Origin of the sequence: Microcoleus sp. MOSTC5 (assembly GCF_036701825.1) — a bacterium.
GTDB classification, from domain to species: Bacteria; Cyanobacteriota; Cyanobacteriia; order Cyanobacteriales; family Microcoleaceae; genus Microcoleus; species Microcoleus asticus.
The window spans coordinates 70,428-88,734 of sequence record NZ_JAUBRK010000032.1; the positions used below are offsets into that span (position 1 = coordinate 70,428).

The window sequence follows — 18,307 nt, forward strand, 5'->3', positions numbered from 1 at the left end:
ATGCCTACGGATTACGATCTTGAATATTCTTGGGTTGATGAGAGCTTAGGACAAATTGCTACTACTGCTGTTTGGTCAGTTTGGGATTGTGTGCTTAAACAATGGTCAAACACTCCTAAAGTTACTCTCCGCAATATCCTTCTCTCTGGCTGGCATCAAGACGCTGGTAAAGAGCGATTTTGTATTGGACAAATCCCCGAAGATACCAAGACTGCTGCTCTTCTTGACCCCTTTATTGCTAACAAGAACGATCGATATATCCTGGACTTAGCCAGTGGCTCTCGTAACCACGGAAGATTCACTTTTAATATGGCTCCTATCGGTTCAAACTACTATGGCAGCAAAGGAACCGAGCAATGGAAGCGTATAATTTATGGGAGCATTATGCACACCGGATGCAAACATTTAGTCGGTAAAGAGTTCAATTTTGTAGTAGTAGATGATACTAATCGTGATGCGGAAGGTAATCTCCAAGATGACCCGACAAATGGGAGACACTGGAACAGCGGAGACAGTCATGCCAAGGGGTCTAAGGAGTTTCTTCGCATACTAGGAACAGGGGATGTTCATTTACCAAATGACGAAGGTGTTCCGCTTCAATTTCGGATAGCGTCATTTAAGAAGTGGGTTGCAAAGGGGACGATAGCCCACAATCCAGAATTAGATAGTTCTGGCTATGATTTGGTCATCCCGTGGAGTTCACTAAAAGGGAACAAACCCGCACTCGGCAATTACCGAGAAAAACTGCTGTGTGGGTTGGTATTTGAAGGAGAAAAACGAACGGCTAAAGCTGGTTGGATGCTATTTCAATGGTTCGCATTTGAAACCCTAGAACAAGATAATATAATTAGCCGACTCCGAGATAAATGTGAGAAGCTAGTAGCAGCTACTAACTCTATTCAAGCGCTGGCTAAAGAGCTAAGAATCCATCAGGTAGAAGCCGAACAAGAGCGGGAACAGGGCGAAAGCATTCAGTCCGAAGCTGAGTATGTAAACACAGCAATGGAGATAATCAAATATGACATCAAAGGTAGACTATTGTTGCATCCTTACATCACCGGAAAAGTAGCAGAAAGACTTCAGGCAGTTTGGTTAAACTTAGCAAAAGCAGCGGGAGTCCGTTTCTGGTCACTCATGTCGCAACCTGATGAATATTTTCAGAAATATGAAATCACCGATAAAGACGGGAAAACGACTTTTACTGAGAAAGTTTTCTGTGCACCTGGAATGGCTCCTGGCGAGTACATCGTATTCTGCAATCCCATGAGGCATTGGGGCGACTGCCAACTCTGGATCAACAGAATTGAGGGGACTTATGCGCGGGGGACGAACCTAATGGCGGCATCCACAAAATTGATGCTGAGTCTGGGAAGAGACTTTGACGGTGATTTCGTTCAGTTAATTGCCTCTGATCAATATCCGGCGTTGAGAGATGCGATCGCCAATTTCGACAAACCTCCCGAAGTTGACAAGTTGCCTAAAATGGCGCTGACGGGAACACTCCAAGAAGTAGCCATCAACTCAATGAACGACATCACTGGTGTAGTTGCCTCACTTCTGGGTCGCGCCAGAGCAGCGGGAGTAGAAGGAATAGTCCTAAATATTCCACCAGGCGGGATGCAGACAGAGCCAAAAGAGATGGCTATCATCAATTTCCTTAGTCAGGAATTGCAAATCGCCGTTGACTCGCTGAAGTCGGCATATCCCAATAATGATGTAGGACTCAAAGCTGTTACCGACTACCTCAACGGTCTAGGAGACGCGGGCAAAATTCCGTGGCTCAAAGATTTTAAGGAGAAGGAAGTTTATCTAACTCGCCCCTGTGGAGTTGCCGACGATGCGATCGATACCATCTCCCGGCTCGTCAAAGTGGTTAACTCTTACTGGCGGCCTGCAGCTCTAGAGACAAACATCGACATCAACTCGTTTCACAATGCGCTGTTTGTAGATGTAGAGGTAGCCCAAGAACAGATGGATTTTGCGTTTGAACAGCGCAAGGGATATGGCTCAGAGATGGGAGCTGCGATCAAATGGAAGGAAGAAAACGAGGGTGATACTACCAAACTCCGGGAAGTCTCCGCTAAATACCAAGCTCTCAAGAACTCAGCTCTTGAACAATTTGCCGATGCCCAGGGTCAGGCTTATACCGAAAAATCTTGGGCTGCTGCTTACTGGCGAGCGGTGCATTTTAAGGCTACTGAACTCAGCACTGGCTCGCTGGTTTTCAATTTATTCCGGGAAGAAATCGTGAGTGAACTACAAGAAAATCCTGATACTTTGCCTTACTTCAATGTGTTCAACGTTCACAAACAAGAACCCAATGTCTGGAGCCGAGGTGAATGGACTGGACAGAATGTTCTGATTCGCATTGTTCAGCGAATGAAACCAGCTACTGGTCAGCAAGCCGCACGGATGGAACTGGCGATCGATATGAGGTATCCCGACAGTACCAAAAATATCGGCTATTTTCCCCTTGGATGGGTTGGTGAAAAATATCGAAGTAAAGTGGCGATCGGCGAAACTCGCGAAATGCGGATTTACACCGATGGCAAATACATGGATGAAGCGGGTAGAACTATTACCAAAACAGTTCGTTTATTTAATCAATCCCTGAGTCAAGAGCAGATTGATTTCTTAAATGGCAAAATGCCAGCAGGTCTTTATGGCCCTGAAGATTTCGGTTTGCCACCTAATTAATAATGATGAGTGGTATTTACGACAAGTGGTAAATACTACCAATTTCATGCCGATTTCAAGCCTAAAAATGAGAAAAATGTTTCTGATTTATTGTACTTTTAAAAAAATTAGGGCATAATCAAATCAAGCGTCTATCTCAATCAAAATTTTAATTATGGCTTCAGTTGCTCAAAATCTCACATTTAGAGAAGTAATCTCCAGTGTTATTTCTTCTCTCGGAACCGGAGAATCAATCAAGATTGAAGGATTCGGAACCTTCAGCTTAATTGAAAAACCCGAACGGGAAGGACGAAATCCAAAAACAGGTGAACTAACCATCTACAAGCCTACTCGCCGACCGAAGATTACGTTTGACAAGAAGTTTCTTGAAAGGGTCTATTCTAGCGGAACTGCTCCTGAAACTTCCCCTGAAACAACTTCGGCAACAGCTCCAGTAGCAACTCCTGCAACTACTCCAGCTCCCGCAGCAACTCCCGCAGTAACTCCCGCAGTAACTCCGGTAGCAGCTCCAACAGCTCCTGTTTTGCCTCCTCCAATTCCAGCCGATTTAATTGCTGCTTCTCAACCACCGATGCTGTGGCAAATTAAGGCTCCCGATAATTCATTTGTCGAAGTTTCCAGCAATGAACTGCCTAATTGGGGAGTTGGTGCAAATACTCCAATTTACTCGGCTGCCACTGGCTGGAAATTAGCAGGTCAAGTCCCTGAGCTTGTCGGGATTGTCAAATAAGAGATTAAGCTAAAGTAGCGAGAAACTAACTGTACAAAAAAACCTGAGTTGCTGCACCCAACTCAGGTTTTTTTGATATTTCTAAGAATCTTTAGACAAATCTATTAAAAACTGGATGTCTCAAAGCTCCGGTAGCATTAACCCCCAAATGGATGATTTCGATCGTCCTCCCAAAATAATCAGCTTGGTTGGCGAATATAGTCGATCGTTCTAAATCAGTGAACCCTGTTCCGACTCGGCTATTGATGGTTCGCCCATCGATGTTGCCGCTGACTAATAAATTCCCCAAAGATTTACCGTATTTCCCCGAACCTTTAGTAAATCCAACTACCTGCAATTGAGCTTTCACGAAGTTTTTGACTTTCAGCAGTGCGATCGAGCGACCCTGGAAATAAACAGAGTTCGGGTTCCGCAGCATTATCCCTTCAGCCGATTGCCCTGATGCCTTGATTGAGTCAGCTTCAGCTTGAATGACCAGAGGGTTATTCTCAATCAGTCTCTGCGGAACGTAACTAACCTTCCCCATTGTCGGAAAGATTTGCTGAATTTGGCTATATTCGTCTGCTGCCGGGATGTTCGGATATTGAGTGAAGCCGATCGCAAAAATGCGGAATTCCACTCTCTGTTTCGCTTCGACAACGGTTGCTGTAGTTTTCGTCGATCGAGCAATCCCAGAAATTCTATCGAAAGGCTCTCCGGGGATGTACAATTCACCATCCAAAAATGATAAATTGTTGGCTGACCTGATGTTTTCACAGATTTGCTCAATTTCGCCCAATCCTGAATATCTAGTTTTGCCCGATCGACTTCTTAATCCATTTGTTGGATTTTCGTACAGACACCGAACTCCATCCAACTTGGGGCTACTGAGCCATTCACCCACACCATAATTTTTGGTGGGACTGTAACTATTTGCTAATTGCAGTAACATCTTTGTTGCTCCTTATTAAACAAATCGACCCAAAGCAGGGCTTCGGAGATTGCCAGTAGCAGTTAAACCCATGTAAACTATCTGAACTTGTTTGCCAATATAAGAATCTCTGTTCATCCAGAGATCTTGTTTCTCTTCATCGTTTAAACCATAAACACGAGAAACTTTGGTAACTCCATTCACTGTGCCTTCAACGGACATATAACTCACGTAACCCACTATTGGATTTTGCGTAAATCCAAGGACAGTAAAAATTCCGCTTGTTATGCCCTTCACTTTGAGAAGATTATCCGATCGCACCCCAGAATACACTGAGTCCAGATTTCTGAGAATGATTCCTTCAGTTCCTCCAGAATCCATGACGGCGTTTGCTTCATCAAGAACGCCCAGAGGTGTGTTCCGAATTCGTTTCTGAGGAATCAAACAAATCATTCCTTGGCTCGGAATGATTTGCTGCATAAGATTCACCATTTCTTGAGCTGTTAGGTTTAGGTTGGTTGCAGAACCAACAGCAGAAACTCGGAATTGAACAGCAAATTTTTCATCAAGTTCATAGGTAGCTCTATCGCGAACTAAAACCGTAAGTTCATTAAAGCTTCTACCGGGAATGAACAGCTCACCGTCAATGAAAGACAGATTGTTAGCATCACAGAGACTGCGACAGGCTAATTCAAGCCGATCGAATCCCACATATCGGGTTGTGAGACTTTGGCTTCTCAATCCTCGTGCTGCACCATCGCGCGTGTAAATGCAGCGAACTCCGTTGAGTTTAGGAGTGCTTAACCAGAATCCAACCATGTATTCTTTAGCTGGATTGTAAGTATTGGGAATTTCCGCTACAAAAGTCATGATTTTTCTTAGTTAACTGCCATGATGAAATTGCTCACACATCGAATTTGTTCAGTAACAATCTTGTCAAAGAGAAGAACAAGGTTAGAGTTGTTCGGCTGAAATCTCATCAAACCCCATTGTCCAGAGCCAGCAATTGTTAAGTCAGGCTTGAAAATCATTGCTGTGGAATGGAACCAAGTATTAAAAATTGTGTTGGGCATACCCCCACAAATTTGCATTCCTGAACTGCTTGCAAAATTCATGAGTACATCCACATTTAAGCGAGCCAATTTCCCACAAGTTTGGTAAGTTACATTGCCTGTGATTCCATTTGATAGAGGTAATGAAATTGGCACTGACCAAACAATCCCGGCTGGCCCGGTGGCTCCCGTGTCTCCTTTCGGGCCGATCGGCCCAACAGCACCAGCAACGCCTTGAACTCCTTGAGGGCCAGTTGCGCCAGTTAATCCCGTGTCGCCTTTGGAGCCAGTATCACCTTTAATTCCTTGAGCTCCCGTTGCTCCAGCATCACCTTTGGGGCCGGGAATTCCTTCTGAACCGATCGCTCCTTGAATTCCCTGTGCGCCAACTTCACCTCGATCGCCTTTATCGCCTTTATCGCCTTTATCACCTTTATCACCTTTATCACCTTTGGGGCTTTGAGAACCTGTGGGTGTAGGAGTTGGTATGACAAGAATGTTTAGAAAAGCGGTAGCAACCTCAACAACACTACCATTTACCACTAGCTCAGCTTTAAGTTCTCCTGACTCAGAAACAGAAACATTGAAAGGAGCAGTGCTATCTTCTTTGATAATTTTCCCATTCAATGTAAAACGAACCAAAGAACCTGTTGGTCGGTTGGCAATAGTTGCTGTTACCAAGTTCGGAGAAAGAGATGTTGTGCTTCGAGTCAGAGTTATTGTTGGGCTATTAAGCTTCAATTCCAAACTTAATGAAGCTGTCGATCGAACTGTCACAGGAACTGTTGTTTGATTGATATCTTCGGCTTCGATCGAATGAATCCCGGCAGCAGGGATTGGAACATTAAATTGATATTGATATTCCACAGTCCCACTTGTATTAATCGAAGTAGCTGACGTATCGATTCCTACGATCGCACCGTTTAGCTTAAACCGAACGTCAGTGTTGATGTTGCTATCAGCGATCGCTTTGACTGTGATAACGTGAGGAACTGTATTTGTTTGTACAACTTCTCCTTCTACAGGAAAAATAATTTTTACTGGCATGAGTTTGATTATCCTTAACTTATTTTTGTCTGCAAAACGAAGCGGAATTAATTATCATTTTGAATCAATGTTTGAGCAACTATTACGCTGTCGCCAGATTCACCAGTGATATACAGTCCGATATACGCATTAAATATCACATTGTCAACATCAAAAACGTAATATATTTTGGGATTTGCTAACTGATTAAAAACACCATACAACTGAATGAAAAACTCAGATTTTTCGAGTGGCAGTTGTAGGTTTTCTAAATCACCTTCAGATTCTTGAAGTATTGTCTCTACAATGACCAGCGCATTAATTACTAAAGGCTTGAATGTTTGGTCAAGTGTTTGAATTTCAATTCGACGTTTTGGCGGTTTGTAAGGCACACCAGGATTTGAGCCTTTTTCCGAAGCGCATCGCAGAGCAGCATCGCGAGAAAGAATGGTTTTTTCAGTCATTTTCTGTCTGTGGCGACTAACACTTAACGGTGAATCACCATCACTTGGCCAGTAGTTATAGTCAACAAGAATGGAGCGAAGAAGTTTTAGTGCCAGAACTGCTGTCAGCATAGTTTTTGAATGTGTAAAAATAGTGTAATTAATCCCGTTTGTTTTTTATATATAAAAAACAAACGGGATTAATTATCAGGTTTGAACTAGCAGAGATTGAGCAATAATCACCTCACCATCGCTGCTTTCACCAGTGATAAAAAGTCCTGTATATGGGTCAGAACTTGTCATATTACCATCAACAACGTAACAAACTTTGGCATTTGTTAGTTGTTTGAAAACACTGTAGAGTTGCACCAGATACTCGGATTGTTCGATCGGTATTTCCAATGTTTCCAACTCAGCCATTCCACCTTGTACGTTAGTTGCTGTTGCTTGTACTTCAAGCAGTGCAGTAGCAGCTAAAGGTTTGAATGTTTGATCGAGTGTTTTGTATTCAATTCGTCGTTCTGGTGCTTTGTAAGCAACTTCTGGATCTAACTCCTTCATTGCTGTTCTTCGCATGGTTGCATCGCGGGAAAGAATCGCTTTGTCATCTAAAGCGGTTTTCGATCGTCTGACAGAAAGAGGCGAATCGGATTCGGATTCGGGCCAGTAATTGTAGTCTACGAGGATTTGGCGTAGCAGTTTTGCTGCTAGCCCTGCTGTCAACACCATGTCAGTAATTAACTAATAAATTATTTTTAGCTTATATCCCTTTTCTGTTTTTGAGTTCATACACTAAAAACTTGACTTTTATCCCCGTTTGTTATAGAGATAAAAGCCAAAAACGTTAATCGGATTCTGACCAATTGACTAGAATCACAGAGACAGAATCTTTGGGAAAATTATTAGCTTGGAAGTTTTGCTGTAGAGCAGCAACTACTTTTTCTGCCTTTTCTTTAGCATTGAAGAAATAGGCTTCTTCAAAATCAGTAATCCATTCAGGATTTTCATAGTTAGCCAAGAAAAGAATACTACCATGTTCTGTGGCAGCAGCGATCGAATAATAGGCGTAGCAGATAACGAATCTTTGCTGAAATAAAGAAGGTGAATCAGCATTAGCGTTGGAAACGGGGGAATTTACCATAAAAAAACCAGTTGCGAACTGGTAAACCGCTGCTGTCAGGTAAAAAGTTAGGAAACAAGAGACTTGAAAGTGTGAATTCTTGTCCAATCGAATGTGTTTCCGATGTAACTGTCGAACAAATGACTGTCACCACGAAACAAAACTTTGTTGGCAGTAAACCAATGGGACTCCCCGGTACAGTCACGAATTAAGATAAATGAACGGGAATAACAGGGAACGATCGGAAGTTCAATTTGACCGATCGCCCAACCTGGACACCAAACATTTCCATAGTGAAAGAAACAGTCTTTTGGTTCAGCAAACCAAGTAATGTGTTCTTGAGTAATTTTTAAGATTTCCATAAAATCACCAGACAATTTCCTTAAAACGCTTAATCTTTGTCCAATCGAAACAATTCGCTGTATAAGTCTCAAAAAGATGAGTCTGACGATGATTTTCCCCACGAATGGCAACTTTGTTAGCAGGAACCCAATGGCAGCCACCTTCAGCATCACGCACCAAAGTCAAGCAACGGGAATAGCTAGTAGGGATGGGAAGCTCAATTTGACCGATCGCCCAACCCGGACACCAATTAGAGGGATTGTACAAAAAGTAACAATCTTGGGGTTTCAGAAACAAATCAATGTGTTTCTGAGATGTTTTCTGTTTTTCCATTGTTTCTACCGTTTTTATCGTTTTTGTTTCTCTTCAATTCAACTTCTGCAACAGTTTGATTGAAAGCTTCATCGGTAGGTTCTTCAATGATACCTAATAAACAAAACCATCGGAGTTGGATCGTTCGTCCGCCTCGGCAAATAGTTTTTTCTGCGCTATGGCATAAGTGCTGGGAGCCACCATTGAGGAGTTGGTCGTAGTAGTAAGCCAGTCGATCGGGGGGTAGCTCGATCGGTTTTTTCCCACCAAACGGGCAGGAATAGCAGCAGTTTGCTGGTACATTGTAAGCACTTAAATCTCTTGCCATGTGTTTGAGGGTTAGTATGAGTTCTGACCTCCCAGTAGAATGAGAGGCTAGTGGTCAGTAGTTAAACAGATTCTGCAATTTTATATGCTGCGAGATAGGTTGCGTCGTTACTTTGAGGCTGCTTGCCTTCTATCTGGTCGCTTATTGCCAGAGCTATTTTTACCCTTTGAGCTTCGGTTGGTGAAGGAAGCACTTGGTTCTGAAAATAATACCCAGCAGTAGAATCAAAGAATCTGTCGAGGTCAGTTTCATATTTCAGAAACCTTACTAATTCTTCTAAATTTATGAGTTTGCCGAAAGTCGGGAACAGGTCAAACGTTCAGATATTGGGAGAAATAATTTTTGGGATTCTATGCCTGATTCAGATCTTTCTTGGAGGAGACAAAAGGATGATAGATTCTCATAGTTAGGGAGCCAAAACATCATCACCCCAAAGCGAAGCAGGATGATTTTACTTTTCCCTGAATTGTTAGCTCGTAAGAAGCGCAAAAGCTGACGTGGTACCATTTGTTCATAAATTGCTGTGATTTGGTTCGATTTGTTATGAAGAGCTAAGAATCGATCGAATAGATAGGTAAGGTGAAAGCGACGGTTTCTGAAACTTGGCTAAACAAACTTTCATTAACATCGAAAAACCAAGAATATCTGTGACAGTCTTTCTAGATTTTGCTGAGTTCATTCATGAATTATCTAGTTTTTTCAAAAATCATTGTCATCAGTTTGGTATAATTGTGACAGTATCAGTTCCCTATCTGGAGACATTACTACGGGGAGCGTAATGTTTGGCAGAATTCCATTGAGCTAAACTTTACAGCAGCGATCGTCCAATTAATCCTTTGAATCCGTGGAGCCACTCGAACTTTTCCCTGAATTTAAATCCAAAGCCAGAACCCCGAAATCTCCTCAATTAACGATGAGTTGTGAGGCGCTGCATTCTTGGAAACAGCGCATTTTTGAACATCAACAATCTCAAGGCGCTGACCAACCGCGACAGGGAAGTCTATTCGAGTTAGCGCCAAATCTCTGTGACTCTAACAATATAGACCCCTTTGCTCTGGAACTGCACAATCTCTCATTTTGTGAGAAACCTGATGGAGGCGATCGTACTTGCCTCTATTTTGTTATTGACAACGAGCTTCCCTTGCTGTTGTATGTAGGAGAAACTGACCGCACTCCTAAGCAACGGTGGATGAGCCATGATTGTCATAAGTACATTGGCAACTACATCGAATTACATCGGCGTTATTCCCTGGATGTGAGTGTAGCCATAGCTTTTTGGTACGGAGCGCCGAGCAATCGAAAGCATCGGTTACAGCTAGAATCGGAGCTTATCTACAAGTGGCGATCGCCTTTCAATAAACAATGCTGGCAGTATTGGGGGCAACCGTTCGGGAAATAAAACTGCTGGAATTTGGTACTCTAAAAGTTAGAAACTGTATAGGAACAATCAGCCATCTCCGAATCAAACATGGATCGATTTAAATTTCAGCTAGCCATGCTGCAACAAGGAGCAGAGGAACTAGAGAAAAAAATAGCTAACTTCAGTACAATTTTGCAGCAGGTAAAAACTGCGGCAATTACCATTTGGGTAGCGTTGATTGGTTGGGTGTTTGCCAGCAAAATAGAGGCGCTGGTTCCGCTGGGGTACGTTATAATTTTTGGTTTTTGGTTTTTAGAAGCTACCTACTGGAGGGTGCAATTTTATTATATGCAAAGAGCTGCTGCCGTTACCGAATTCTTGAATGATGAAAGGGCTTTAGATAAAAGTTTCAATACCCATTCTATACCGGAAGGTCTAGTTCACCCGCTCGGTTCTTTGAAAATATTTAAAATGCCTTCTTTGTGGAGAGCTGTGCGCGCTCCGTCAATCTATATTTTTTATACTTTTTTGTTTGCTATCAATTCGGTCGTTTGGTTGATAAGTCTTAAAACAGCTCTCTAACGGGGCAATATCCGAACGTGCGATCTACCGAACAGTATCTTCATCCCGACTAACTAAAAGTATACATAAAAAATTGAATTTGCTTGCTAATCCAAAAAGCGGTCGCTTGCTGTACTGCTTGGGTTAAGCGATCGCCTGTTCTCTCCTCAATACTCTGCTGGTTCTTTTCGCGCTAACCAGAACTGTTTGCAATAGACTTCTGCTGTGGCAGCAACCTTTTATATGGCTTTTTATTCAGATTTTACAGTGCAGCCCCTAATTTGATAAACTGAGGACAGCCGTTGGCAAGCCGACCTTGGGGAATTTTGCTCGTAATGAATTTAAAGACTGCCACTTAAACTGCAAAATAATTAGATGAAAGCTCAAATACTTTATCCAATTGGTTTAGCGCTTGCACTTGTTCCGCTGGCCCTCGCTACAGCCGCAGTGAGTCAACCGTCCAGCAGTTCGTGGCTGGAACAAAAAACACTGACAAATTGGAACAAACCCGGAGCGTCAGTTCCCAAAGCTCCCAACAATAATTCCTCCGACGCAGCCCGCTGCCAGCAGCAAATCCGCAACCCTTCTACTCCCGAAGAACGAGCCGTGAAAGCTGCAGGATGGACTCTATTTAACGTGCGGGGCGAAACTAAAAGTTCGGGGCGCGTAGTGCTGGTAAAAGGGCAGACCGGTTTCGATGGAATGTGCCGCCCTGTGGGATACCAGGAATTCGTTTTTGCCAACGGTATCTTTGCCGGAACCACTTCCCCAAACCCAATGAATTCTAGGAGCGATGGCGCTTTATTTCAAACCGATATCGAAACGCCTTCCCGCTTCAAGGCTCTCTTTTCCCGCTACACCCCGCAAGATGCCCTCTGCTGTCCTTCTCGAACTAGCGAAGTAACGTATCGAATTGATGTTGCTAACCAACCTATTGTCGTACCGATTGAGGTTATAACCTATACCAACTCCCGATGAAAAAATATTTCAACCTTGCTAGCGCCCTCATCGCCTCTCTCAAACCAAAATCTCAATCGCCCGCAATTGACAGCTACGGTCAATCCCCGCTAACCCAGGAACAGCAGCAAGCTCTGATGGAATGGCTCTTTGCCAGCTTGATGGGTGTTGGCTACTTCGGCAAAGCTCACCTGATTTGGGATGATGGCAAAGACAGAGAGCGAGAGATATTCACCGCGTTGATGAGAAACGAGCCGATATTCCTGTACCGCCAAGGAGCGCGACCCACTCCCACAGTTGAGGGATATTGCTGGCAATTGATTGGCGAACATCCCAGTTTGCGAGTGTATCAGTTAGTGGTGGAAGTTGAGGGAGATTGAAGGCGATCGATATCGTGACCGACAAAGAAAGTTGCCAAGGTTGTTGTAACCAAAGCCACGATGACCCATGCTCGCCCGAAGTGCACCCATCCCGCGATTGAGCGAAGCGATAAGACGCACTAACCGCAATCTACGGGTAGCCGTAAGAGTTGAAGCAACCAAGACTTTTACTAAATTCGGCTTGAATATCGATAGCTTTTGGTCTTGGGAAAGCGATCGCTTATTCAGCAAGCCCTAGATAATGATGATGTATTTGCCACACATAGCAGGTTCGATGCTCTGTTTGTCCTTGCAATTTGTTCAAATTAAATAAAAGCGTCATAAATCATTACTTCAGATTCATGACTCTTGTTTCTAGTTGAATATTTAATTATTTATTCTATTGTTGAAATCGTTCGCTGTCAGAAGAATAGGCGTCAATTATTGATTTTTTTAGCGTAAAAAAGCTTTAGGAGCAAGCTGTCTCATCAAAATAGCTTGGACTGTGTTAAGAAATAAAACCCTACAGAATAGAATATTGTGGATTGGGATACAAATATAAGCTATAACATTTAAGCTTCTTTCATTTGTTTCTTAATAGCGAGGTCTTCCTATGGCGATCGAACTTTCAAGTATAACGTTTACCAACCGGGCTGATGTTGTCCCCGCGTCTGGGATTGAGCAAATACTCAATACTGGCACCGCTAATACTCTTGGTGGCAAGGACACAATCACTGGCGTTGATAACGATGATTATAGCGTCGCCATCGCCAACTTTTCCATCCTGGATACTGGTGATGGTAATGACACAATCACTGGCGATCACTCTATTGGAAGCGGCTACGGCATCCAAAACGCTTTTTTTAGCAGTATTATTGATACGGGTAAGGGTCACGACACAATCACGGGCATGGGTAGCGTCGGCATTTACAACGATGGTACCATTAATACTGGCGATGGTAATGACACAATCACTGGCATCCACACTGAGGGAGGTGGCATCCCCATCACCAACTATTTGTCAGGCATTATCGATACGGGTGATGGTAACGACGTAATAACTGCGAATAGCTTGGGCATTAACAACGACGGTACCATTAATACTGGTAATGGTAACGACTCCATTATTGCCGGCTTCCTTAGCAGTAACCTCTTGGGCAAGGTCTTTTTGGGAGACGGTAAAGACTATCTCAAGGGTTTCGGTAGCGGTAATTTCAACGGCGGAAACGGTAAAGACACGCTGGAGTTAACGTCAGGAAGTTATGTTGTTGGTATATCCGGCACAGCGGTGAATTTCACTGGCTATAATTATTCGGGTATCAGCATTATGAATACTTCTGAGTTTGAAAAACTCATAGCTGGCAGCACAACCTATGAATTCAGCAGTTTAACCAACGGTCAAACAATCAGTGTCGCTTAGCAGTTTATTTGAGAAGTGGGGACAGCTAACAGAAAAGTTTGGCTGTCCTAAAAGACACTTTATCGTATTGAGAAGAATCGACCCAACATTTCTTGTACCTCAATGAGTGACGCTCAAAGATGCAACTGGCTATGGGCCCGCAGGATTGCTCAGAATGGGTTCAGGTACAAAGAAAATCACGAGGTTCAGAGTATGTGGATGGAAAAGTATTGATTCCATTCTTGACCGATTCCCTGTAAACACCAAAACTCACCCAGCATCATCATCATAGGCAGTTTCAGGAGTTTTAGGAGTTCCAGAGCGATCGCCTGCAAACCCGCTGTCCCAAGCAGTAATCGGCTATGCCACCTTTGTAAACTCTGGTTCATTCTACAATCGAGCTGGACAGCAGCTTTTCACCCAATCTCACAAAACTTCAAAGCGATTGATTGCGCTTGAAGTGTAGGCTGACGGTAGCTTTTAACATGATTCCCTGGAAGCAGAGAAGCGGGTGTGGCGATTCCTTATTGTTTCATCATCTTGAACGTGCCACGATTGTCATCGACATCCACAAAGTCGCCGGTAATTAAACGCTCATTATCCAACCTACCACTGAGGACAGCACGATAGGAAGAGTTCGGTATTAGTTGAGCAATTTGTGCGATGGTAATTACAGGTCTGCCTCTTCCGGGAAATTCGTACACAGTGAATTCAAAAAGGCTGTCATTCTCGGCTGGAATAATATAGCTTCCAATTAATTTCTCCTCATTTAATTCAATTTGAATTCGATAGGTAGTGGTGGCAAAACTAACTTTGTAATCCCAAAAGCCTACCAGCTTTTCTACTGTAGAAGCCGTAGAGATGGGAGCATTTAGTTGATAATCGCCACAGTAGTTGATGAGCGATGCACCCTCTAGTTCTGGCGGTAGAGAGTGGAGGCGTTTCCACAGCGCCCAATAGCTCGGATTGACTGCACACCCGATATCCGTGCAGTGATGTTGGTGGGATGTGTGGAATCGGCAGGTTGAACAGTTGGAAAGCATAATAATAAAGTCGGCACCATTGTCTATTCTAGGAGTTGCACTATGGCGATCGCCTCCAACCCCGCTGTAGCAACGCAGCAATCTGCTATGCCACTCTCATACACCTTGGCTTATTGTCCAATAGTACAGGCTCAAGCTGATGAAGAGGCGCGGTATGCTTGACAAAGTGTGGGAGATTAGAGGCGCTATTCTGCTCTGACCTTCGTTAATCCCCCGCCCATAAGCAGCAGTTCCTGGAACTCCAATTTTTATCGCAATCGAACAAATAGGGATTGCGGGATTGGGCTGTTGCTTCACCGACATTAATCAGTGCTGATGAATTTGCTGCTATAGTTGGGTAAAAATTGACTAAACTTAAATTTATGAAGAAAAATTTGTTTATATCCGTTATTATTTCATCTCTTTTTATCGTTGCGCTTCCTGCTAAAGCAGTTGAAATTAGGTGTGGATGGTTGCATAATCCCACGCCTAGAAATTGGTATTTACTAGACAAAGATGGTCGTTGGATTATCTCGCAGCAAGGGGGATATGAAGCTAAAGGAATGGATGATAATCTTCCTACTAATGAGAAAGAGTAAGTAGGTCGGTATAAAAAAACCAAGGTAAGTAAAGAAATGTTAACAAACGGAATTGGAGCTGAATTTAAAGCGATTAGTTATATAATTTCCTCGTTGCCCTCTTGCTTCAATTCCATCCATTACTGCGTAGGCAATATCTAGTTCATCTTCAAACATTTGTCCGACCAGTTCATGATTTTTAAGTTGCTGCCATTCCAGTTCAATCTTGTTCATTTCCGAACAGTATTTAGGTAAAAAGAAAATATACAATCCCTGGCTTTCCCACTGAGACCATTTTTGTTGGACATCCAGAGATTTGTGTATGGGACCATTATCTTGAATTATCACTCTGATCCGTCCAGTTAATTTCATTTCCAACTCAGCTTGTTGTGCTTCATTTTCCATCATAGTGATATATGATTTGCTGCTAAAACTCCCGACAGCCAACCCATATGCGAAACTGACACACGGCTGTAGCAAGCCTAAAATACTAAGTCTTCGCCCCCTTCGTTTCGTTTGCTCTAACCGTTTTTGCGCTCCTATTGGGTAATATGTATATCCAGTGGGACTCCACAAGCAAAAACCTGATTCATCCAGATATTTCAGATCGATTTCTCCCGCCGCCGATGCCAACTCCAACATATCTTGATCTGCCTGTTTTATTGAGCGTTGTAATGGGTCTTGCTTGTCTTTATGGCTGGGTCTGGTTCGTTTCCAAATAATCTTTTTTTTTGAGGATACGTCTTAATCTGTCAGGGCTTAATTTGACCCCACGTTCTTGTTCTAATTTTTGAGCAAGTTGACGACTATTATATCTGCGTGGTTCATTTCTGAGACATTCTTCTAGATGAACAATGTCTGATTCTTTCCATTTTGGTTTGACCCCTCTACCTCTGGTTGACCATAATCCTGTCAAACCCATTTTCACCCACCGATGAATTACTTCTCTAACTGTTTGCTCTCTACAATTAAAATGAGCTGCTATCTCCTCTACATAACATCCCTGGGAGTTTAATCTAATAATTTGTGCTCGATCTTTTACTTTTTGAGGTACTGTTGTTGCCGTCCTCAATTCAAATAGTGTTCGGTCTTCTTCTTGATTGAGAAATACTCTTAAACGTGCGCCCATATTTGTTGATTTTGTAAATTAAATCTTGAGTGTTTACTTATCTTAACATAATTTGGTTTTTTTACGCCTACCTACTTACGTCAAAACGAATGGTTATTATGGGTATGGTTGTGCTTGTATGGATGTGGTGACAGATAAAGGTCGATCGAGAATTAGCGAAATTCGAGGTGGCGAATCATTACCGCTGTCAACCTGTCGCGAAGATCCGAACCTGCCAAAAAGTCTTTAGTTTCAGCCAACACCAACTGTACAATCACAGTAAAGCTGAGAAACCATTGCAATCATGACCGACTCGATCGCCACCCAACTCAAACAAGCTTCCGAGGGCTTACTCTTCGGAAGCGAAACCGATGCCCCCTTTGAGGTTATTCATTGGCAGGTACAGGAAGAACTCACTCCGACGAAGCTGCTGCAACTGACGAACCATCCACCCGATGCTCCCGTTGAAATGCGGACGGTTGACGAGTTCTTTGCAATCGCCACCGCACAAGAAGACTGGCACGACCGGGAGGAACGGGAAACGGTGCAGCGCTTTCAGAACTTGGTCAGCGTGTTGAAGCAAAACCTATCGCAGTTGCAGGTTTACCGAGTGGGCAGCATTGAGATTGATGTTTACATCGTTGGAGTGACGGACGGTGGCGAATTGGCGGGGCTGTCTACGAAATTGGTGGAGACTTGATTGCAACAGACAGGGTGAACTATGATTGTTTGTTAATCATTTAGTGACATAGGAACCATAATTAGAGTCAGGAAAAGAGGTTGTAATATGAGCGCGATCGGCACAGTATTTAGTTGGCTTGTTTCTCTTTACTGTTTGGTTGTACTAGGAATTTTATTATTCCTCTCTTACACAGAGGGCAAGCCATACAAGATGGGTATTATAGCTTCCTTTCTTATGTTTCTAATTGTTTTTCCTCCCCTCTGGTCTTACCTTGACAGAAAATATAATTTCAGGATTTACTGGCTAATCAAGTTGATTCTATTCATCTTTGCTTACGGATTCCTAATGGCAAATGTTAATGTAGTCGGTTAAAAGTCTCAAGCAAAAAAGTAAGTTTTATCACTTTTTTACTCACCATCAACTTTACTTTCAATGACTTGCTGAACCTGGGGCGATACATTTGACAAGAAATTCAGTTTTGTCTCCCGCTCCACTTGCTTTACCGGTACTCGAAAAGTTTTCCATCCCCGGCCTTTGACGCTGGCATCATTCGGCATCATCACAGCGATAGTCCTCGTGCTGGTCGTAATTCCCTGCAACCCCAATCCCGGTCGGTCTAAGACAACAATGACTTTCCAAGTCTTTGTCGGCACCGCAATCTTTTGTGTTTTGCCGATCGCGCCTTGCTTCCCTATGGGCCCGGCTACGATGTAAAGTTCCTTGCCCTGCTGCACCAATTCGCGGCAGTAATCTTCCAAGTCGCCCCACACGCCCCTGTTGAGTTCTGGGACTTGCGGCATCATGTTGGTCATCAGGAATGTGCTGCTGTTATCGGGTTCGGTGCGGGTTCTATCGGCACTGGGTGCAATGTGTCCCCGGTCGTAACCGCTTCCCGCGTAATCGTTGGGTCGGACTTTGTACCAAGCATCCGGCAGGGAATCATCGGGGCGGAAGTTGTCTTGGCGATCGGCTGCTCCAATCCAAGAGCGATTCAGTTGCCAGGCAACCCAGTTAGCAATGTGCGTTTTGTTGTTGTAGCTCATCACGTACTGAGGCTTCACCATTAAATAGTTGTCTGTGCTGGCAGCGCTGGGAGCTGCATTGCTGGGATTGCCCAGGAGCAAGTTGCGGTTGTTGGTTGCCGAAGCGATCGGTGGCTGCGTTGTGGGTTTCTGCACTCTTGGTTTAGGAGAAACTCGTGGCAGTGAAGATGGCGGGGCTGATGTCAGATTGCAGCCAGCCACCATCCCCAAAATCAGAGCGATCGCCCCCAACTGCCGTATTTTCTTCATGCTGCACCGCTCCCTTACGAGTCCAGTGC

General features: G+C 43.6%; 22 protein-coding genes and 1 pseudogene. 10 read left to right on the top strand and 13 right to left on the bottom strand.

Translation table 11 applies throughout. The features are described 5' to 3' along the window. Positions 1-2,697, top strand: coding sequence for a hypothetical protein (locus QUA54_RS18815; protein WP_333415822.1), 2,697 nt, complete (start codon positions 1-3; stop codon positions 2,695-2,697). Between the two features lie 154 nt (positions 2,698-2,851). Beyond that, on the top strand, positions 2,852-3,427 hold the full coding sequence (locus tag QUA54_RS18820; RefSeq protein ID WP_333415823.1) for an HU family DNA-binding protein: 576 nt from the start codon (positions 2,852-2,854) through the stop codon (positions 3,425-3,427). A 91-nt stretch (positions 3,428-3,518) separates the two neighbouring features. On the opposite strand, the gene QUA54_RS18825 is transcribed toward QUA54_RS18820, so the two are convergent. From QUA54_RS18825 to QUA54_RS18865, 9 genes are all read right to left on the bottom strand, one after another. Then, complete coding sequence (locus QUA54_RS18825; protein ID WP_333415824.1) at positions 3,519-4,358, bottom strand: ATP-dependent DNA ligase; 840 nt, start codon at positions 4,356-4,358, stop codon at positions 3,519-3,521. Positions 4,359-4,373: 15 nt separating this feature from the next. Beyond that, positions 4,374-5,207: a hypothetical protein gene (locus QUA54_RS18830; protein WP_333415825.1), complete on the bottom strand. Its 834-nt coding sequence runs from the start codon at positions 5,205-5,207 to the stop codon at positions 4,374-4,376. Between the two features lie 8 nt (positions 5,208-5,215). After that, positions 5,216-6,436 (bottom strand): hypothetical protein, encoded by a 1,221-nt coding sequence (locus QUA54_RS18835; protein WP_333415826.1) that lies wholly within the window; start codon positions 6,434-6,436, stop codon positions 5,216-5,218. Positions 6,437-6,483: 47 nt separating this feature from the next. Further along, positions 6,484-6,990: a hypothetical protein gene (locus QUA54_RS18840; protein WP_333415827.1), complete on the bottom strand. Its 507-nt coding sequence runs from the start codon at positions 6,988-6,990 to the stop codon at positions 6,484-6,486. 75 nt (positions 6,991-7,065) lie between these two features. Beyond that, entirely contained in the window at positions 7,066-7,587 is a 522-nt protein-coding gene (locus tag QUA54_RS18845; protein WP_333415828.1) for a hypothetical protein, read from the bottom strand. Positions 7,588-7,702: 115 nt separating this feature from the next. Further along, on the bottom strand, positions 7,703-7,999 hold the full coding sequence (locus QUA54_RS18850) for a hypothetical protein (protein ID WP_333415829.1): 297 nt from the start codon (positions 7,997-7,999) through the stop codon (positions 7,703-7,705). 47 nt (positions 8,000-8,046) lie between these two features. After that, entirely contained in the window at positions 8,047-8,340 is a 294-nt protein-coding gene (locus tag QUA54_RS18855; protein ID WP_333415830.1) for a hypothetical protein, read from the bottom strand. 4 nt (positions 8,341-8,344) lie between these two features. Next, positions 8,345-8,653 (bottom strand): hypothetical protein, encoded by a 309-nt coding sequence (locus QUA54_RS18860; RefSeq protein WP_333415831.1) that lies wholly within the window; start codon positions 8,651-8,653, stop codon positions 8,345-8,347. 93 nt (positions 8,654-8,746) lie between these two features. Continuing rightward, positions 8,747-8,935, bottom strand: a complete 189-nt coding sequence (locus QUA54_RS18865) for a hypothetical protein (RefSeq protein ID WP_333415832.1) — start codon at positions 8,933-8,935, stop codon at positions 8,747-8,749. Positions 8,936-9,804: 869 nt separating this feature from the next. Between QUA54_RS18865 and QUA54_RS18870 the strand changes: the two genes are divergently transcribed. The 5 genes from QUA54_RS18870 to QUA54_RS18890 all read left to right on the top strand — a co-directional run bounded on the left by QUA54_RS18870 (position 9,805) and on the right by QUA54_RS18890 (position 13,617). After that, positions 9,805-10,359, top strand: coding sequence for a GIY-YIG nuclease family protein (locus tag QUA54_RS18870; RefSeq protein WP_333415833.1), 555 nt, complete (start codon positions 9,805-9,807; stop codon positions 10,357-10,359). A 69-nt stretch (positions 10,360-10,428) separates the two neighbouring features. Beyond that, positions 10,429-10,902 (top strand): hypothetical protein, encoded by a 474-nt coding sequence (locus tag QUA54_RS18875; protein ID WP_172191175.1) that lies wholly within the window; start codon positions 10,429-10,431, stop codon positions 10,900-10,902. Positions 10,903-11,256: 354 nt separating this feature from the next. After that, positions 11,257-11,859: an LppP/LprE family lipoprotein gene (locus tag QUA54_RS18880; protein ID WP_172191174.1), complete on the top strand. Its 603-nt coding sequence runs from the start codon at positions 11,257-11,259 to the stop codon at positions 11,857-11,859. Continuing rightward, on the top strand, positions 11,856-12,218 hold the full coding sequence (locus QUA54_RS18885) for a hypothetical protein (protein ID WP_333415834.1): 363 nt from the start codon (positions 11,856-11,858) through the stop codon (positions 12,216-12,218). Before QUA54_RS18880 ends, QUA54_RS18885 begins: the two co-directional genes overlap by 4 nt. Positions 12,219-12,810: 592 nt before the next feature. Then, a complete protein-coding gene (locus tag QUA54_RS18890; RefSeq protein ID WP_333415835.1) occupies positions 12,811-13,617 on the top strand; it encodes a hypothetical protein in 807 nt (268 codons plus the stop codon). A gap of 185 nt (positions 13,618-13,802) precedes the next feature. Here QUA54_RS18890 and QUA54_RS18895 read toward each other — a convergent pair whose 3' ends face one another. Together QUA54_RS18895 and QUA54_RS18900 are read right to left on the bottom strand one after the other, a co-directional pair. Continuing rightward, positions 13,803-13,985 (bottom strand): hypothetical protein, encoded by a 183-nt coding sequence (locus tag QUA54_RS18895; RefSeq protein ID WP_172189006.1) that lies wholly within the window; start codon positions 13,983-13,985, stop codon positions 13,803-13,805. Between the two features lie 135 nt (positions 13,986-14,120). Further along, on the bottom strand, positions 14,121-14,639 hold the full coding sequence (locus QUA54_RS18900; RefSeq protein ID WP_333415836.1) for a hypothetical protein: 519 nt from the start codon (positions 14,637-14,639) through the stop codon (positions 14,121-14,123). A 362-nt stretch (positions 14,640-15,001) separates the two neighbouring features. On the opposite strand from QUA54_RS18900, the gene QUA54_RS18905 reads away from it, so the two are divergent. After that, positions 15,002-15,217 carry a DUF4087 domain-containing protein gene (locus QUA54_RS18905; RefSeq protein ID WP_333415837.1) on the top strand — a complete coding sequence of 72 codons (216 nt, stop codon included), beginning with the start codon at positions 15,002-15,004 and terminating at the stop codon, positions 15,215-15,217. A gap of 39 nt (positions 15,218-15,256) precedes the next feature. Here QUA54_RS18905 and QUA54_RS18910 read toward each other — a convergent pair. Continuing rightward, positions 15,257-16,325: pseudogene (locus tag QUA54_RS18910) on the bottom strand (IS630 family transposase). Between the two features lie 52 nt (positions 16,326-16,377). Between QUA54_RS18910 and QUA54_RS18915 the strand changes: the two are divergent. Next, on the top strand, positions 16,378-16,554 hold the full coding sequence (locus QUA54_RS18915) for a DUF4087 domain-containing protein (protein ID WP_333415838.1): 177 nt from the start codon (positions 16,378-16,380) through the stop codon (positions 16,552-16,554). Between the two features lie 54 nt (positions 16,555-16,608). Then, a complete protein-coding gene (locus QUA54_RS18920; RefSeq protein WP_333415839.1) occupies positions 16,609-17,004 on the top strand; it encodes a nuclease A inhibitor family protein in 396 nt (131 codons plus the stop codon). 389 nt (positions 17,005-17,393) lie between these two features. On the opposite strand, the gene QUA54_RS18925 is transcribed toward QUA54_RS18920, so the two are convergent. After that, a partial coding sequence (locus tag QUA54_RS18925; RefSeq protein ID WP_333415840.1) for a DNA/RNA non-specific endonuclease occupies positions 17,394-18,307 on the bottom strand: 914 nt, incomplete at its 5' end.

What these genes read in the sequence shown, in the direction of transcription:
- QUA54_RS18840 (WP_333415827.1), bottom strand. Translation starts at nt 6,990, where the DNA reads ATGCTGACAGCAGTTCTGGCACTAAAACTTCTTCGCTCCATTCTTGTT.
- QUA54_RS18900 (WP_333415836.1), bottom strand. Translation starts at nt 14,639, where the DNA reads ATGCTTTCCAACTGTTCAACCTGCCGATTCCACACATCCCACCAACAT.
- QUA54_RS18880 (WP_172191174.1), top strand. Translation starts at nt 11,257, where the DNA reads ATGAAAGCTCAAATACTTTATCCAATTGGTTTAGCGCTTGCACTTGTT.
- QUA54_RS18835 (WP_333415826.1), bottom strand. Translation starts at nt 6,436, where the DNA reads ATGCCAGTAAAAATTATTTTTCCTGTAGAAGGAGAAGTTGTACAAACA.
- QUA54_RS18885 (WP_333415834.1), top strand. Translation starts at nt 11,856, where the DNA reads ATGAAAAAATATTTCAACCTTGCTAGCGCCCTCATCGCCTCTCTCAAA.
- QUA54_RS18820 (WP_333415823.1), top strand. Translation starts at nt 2,852, where the DNA reads ATGGCTTCAGTTGCTCAAAATCTCACATTTAGAGAAGTAATCTCCAGT.
- QUA54_RS18905 (WP_333415837.1), top strand. Translation starts at nt 15,002, where the DNA reads ATGAAGAAAAATTTGTTTATATCCGTTATTATTTCATCTCTTTTTATC.
- QUA54_RS18845 (WP_333415828.1), bottom strand. Translation starts at nt 7,587, where the DNA reads ATGGTGTTGACAGCAGGGCTAGCAGCAAAACTGCTACGCCAAATCCTC.
- QUA54_RS18875 (WP_172191175.1), top strand. Translation starts at nt 10,429, where the DNA reads ATGGATCGATTTAAATTTCAGCTAGCCATGCTGCAACAAGGAGCAGAG.
- QUA54_RS18920 (WP_333415839.1), top strand. Translation starts at nt 16,609, where the DNA reads ATGACCGACTCGATCGCCACCCAACTCAAACAAGCTTCCGAGGGCTTA.
- QUA54_RS18890 (WP_333415835.1), top strand. Translation starts at nt 12,811, where the DNA reads ATGGCGATCGAACTTTCAAGTATAACGTTTACCAACCGGGCTGATGTT.
- QUA54_RS18815 (WP_333415822.1), top strand. Translation starts at nt 1, where the DNA reads ATGCCTACGGATTACGATCTTGAATATTCTTGGGTTGATGAGAGCTTA.
- QUA54_RS18850 (WP_333415829.1), bottom strand. Translation starts at nt 7,999, where the DNA reads ATGGTAAATTCCCCCGTTTCCAACGCTAATGCTGATTCACCTTCTTTA.
- QUA54_RS18855 (WP_333415830.1), bottom strand. Translation starts at nt 8,340, where the DNA reads ATGGAAATCTTAAAAATTACTCAAGAACACATTACTTGGTTTGCTGAA.
- QUA54_RS18865 (WP_333415832.1), bottom strand. Translation starts at nt 8,935, where the DNA reads ATGTACCAGCAAACTGCTGCTATTCCTGCCCGTTTGGTGGGAAAAAAC.
- QUA54_RS18860 (WP_333415831.1), bottom strand. Translation starts at nt 8,653, where the DNA reads ATGGAAAAACAGAAAACATCTCAGAAACACATTGATTTGTTTCTGAAA.
- QUA54_RS18830 (WP_333415825.1), bottom strand. Translation starts at nt 5,207, where the DNA reads ATGACTTTTGTAGCGGAAATTCCCAATACTTACAATCCAGCTAAAGAA.
- QUA54_RS18895 (WP_172189006.1), bottom strand. Translation starts at nt 13,985, where the DNA reads ATGAACCAGAGTTTACAAAGGTGGCATAGCCGATTACTGCTTGGGACA.
- QUA54_RS18825 (WP_333415824.1), bottom strand. Translation starts at nt 4,358, where the DNA reads ATGTTACTGCAATTAGCAAATAGTTACAGTCCCACCAAAAATTATGGT.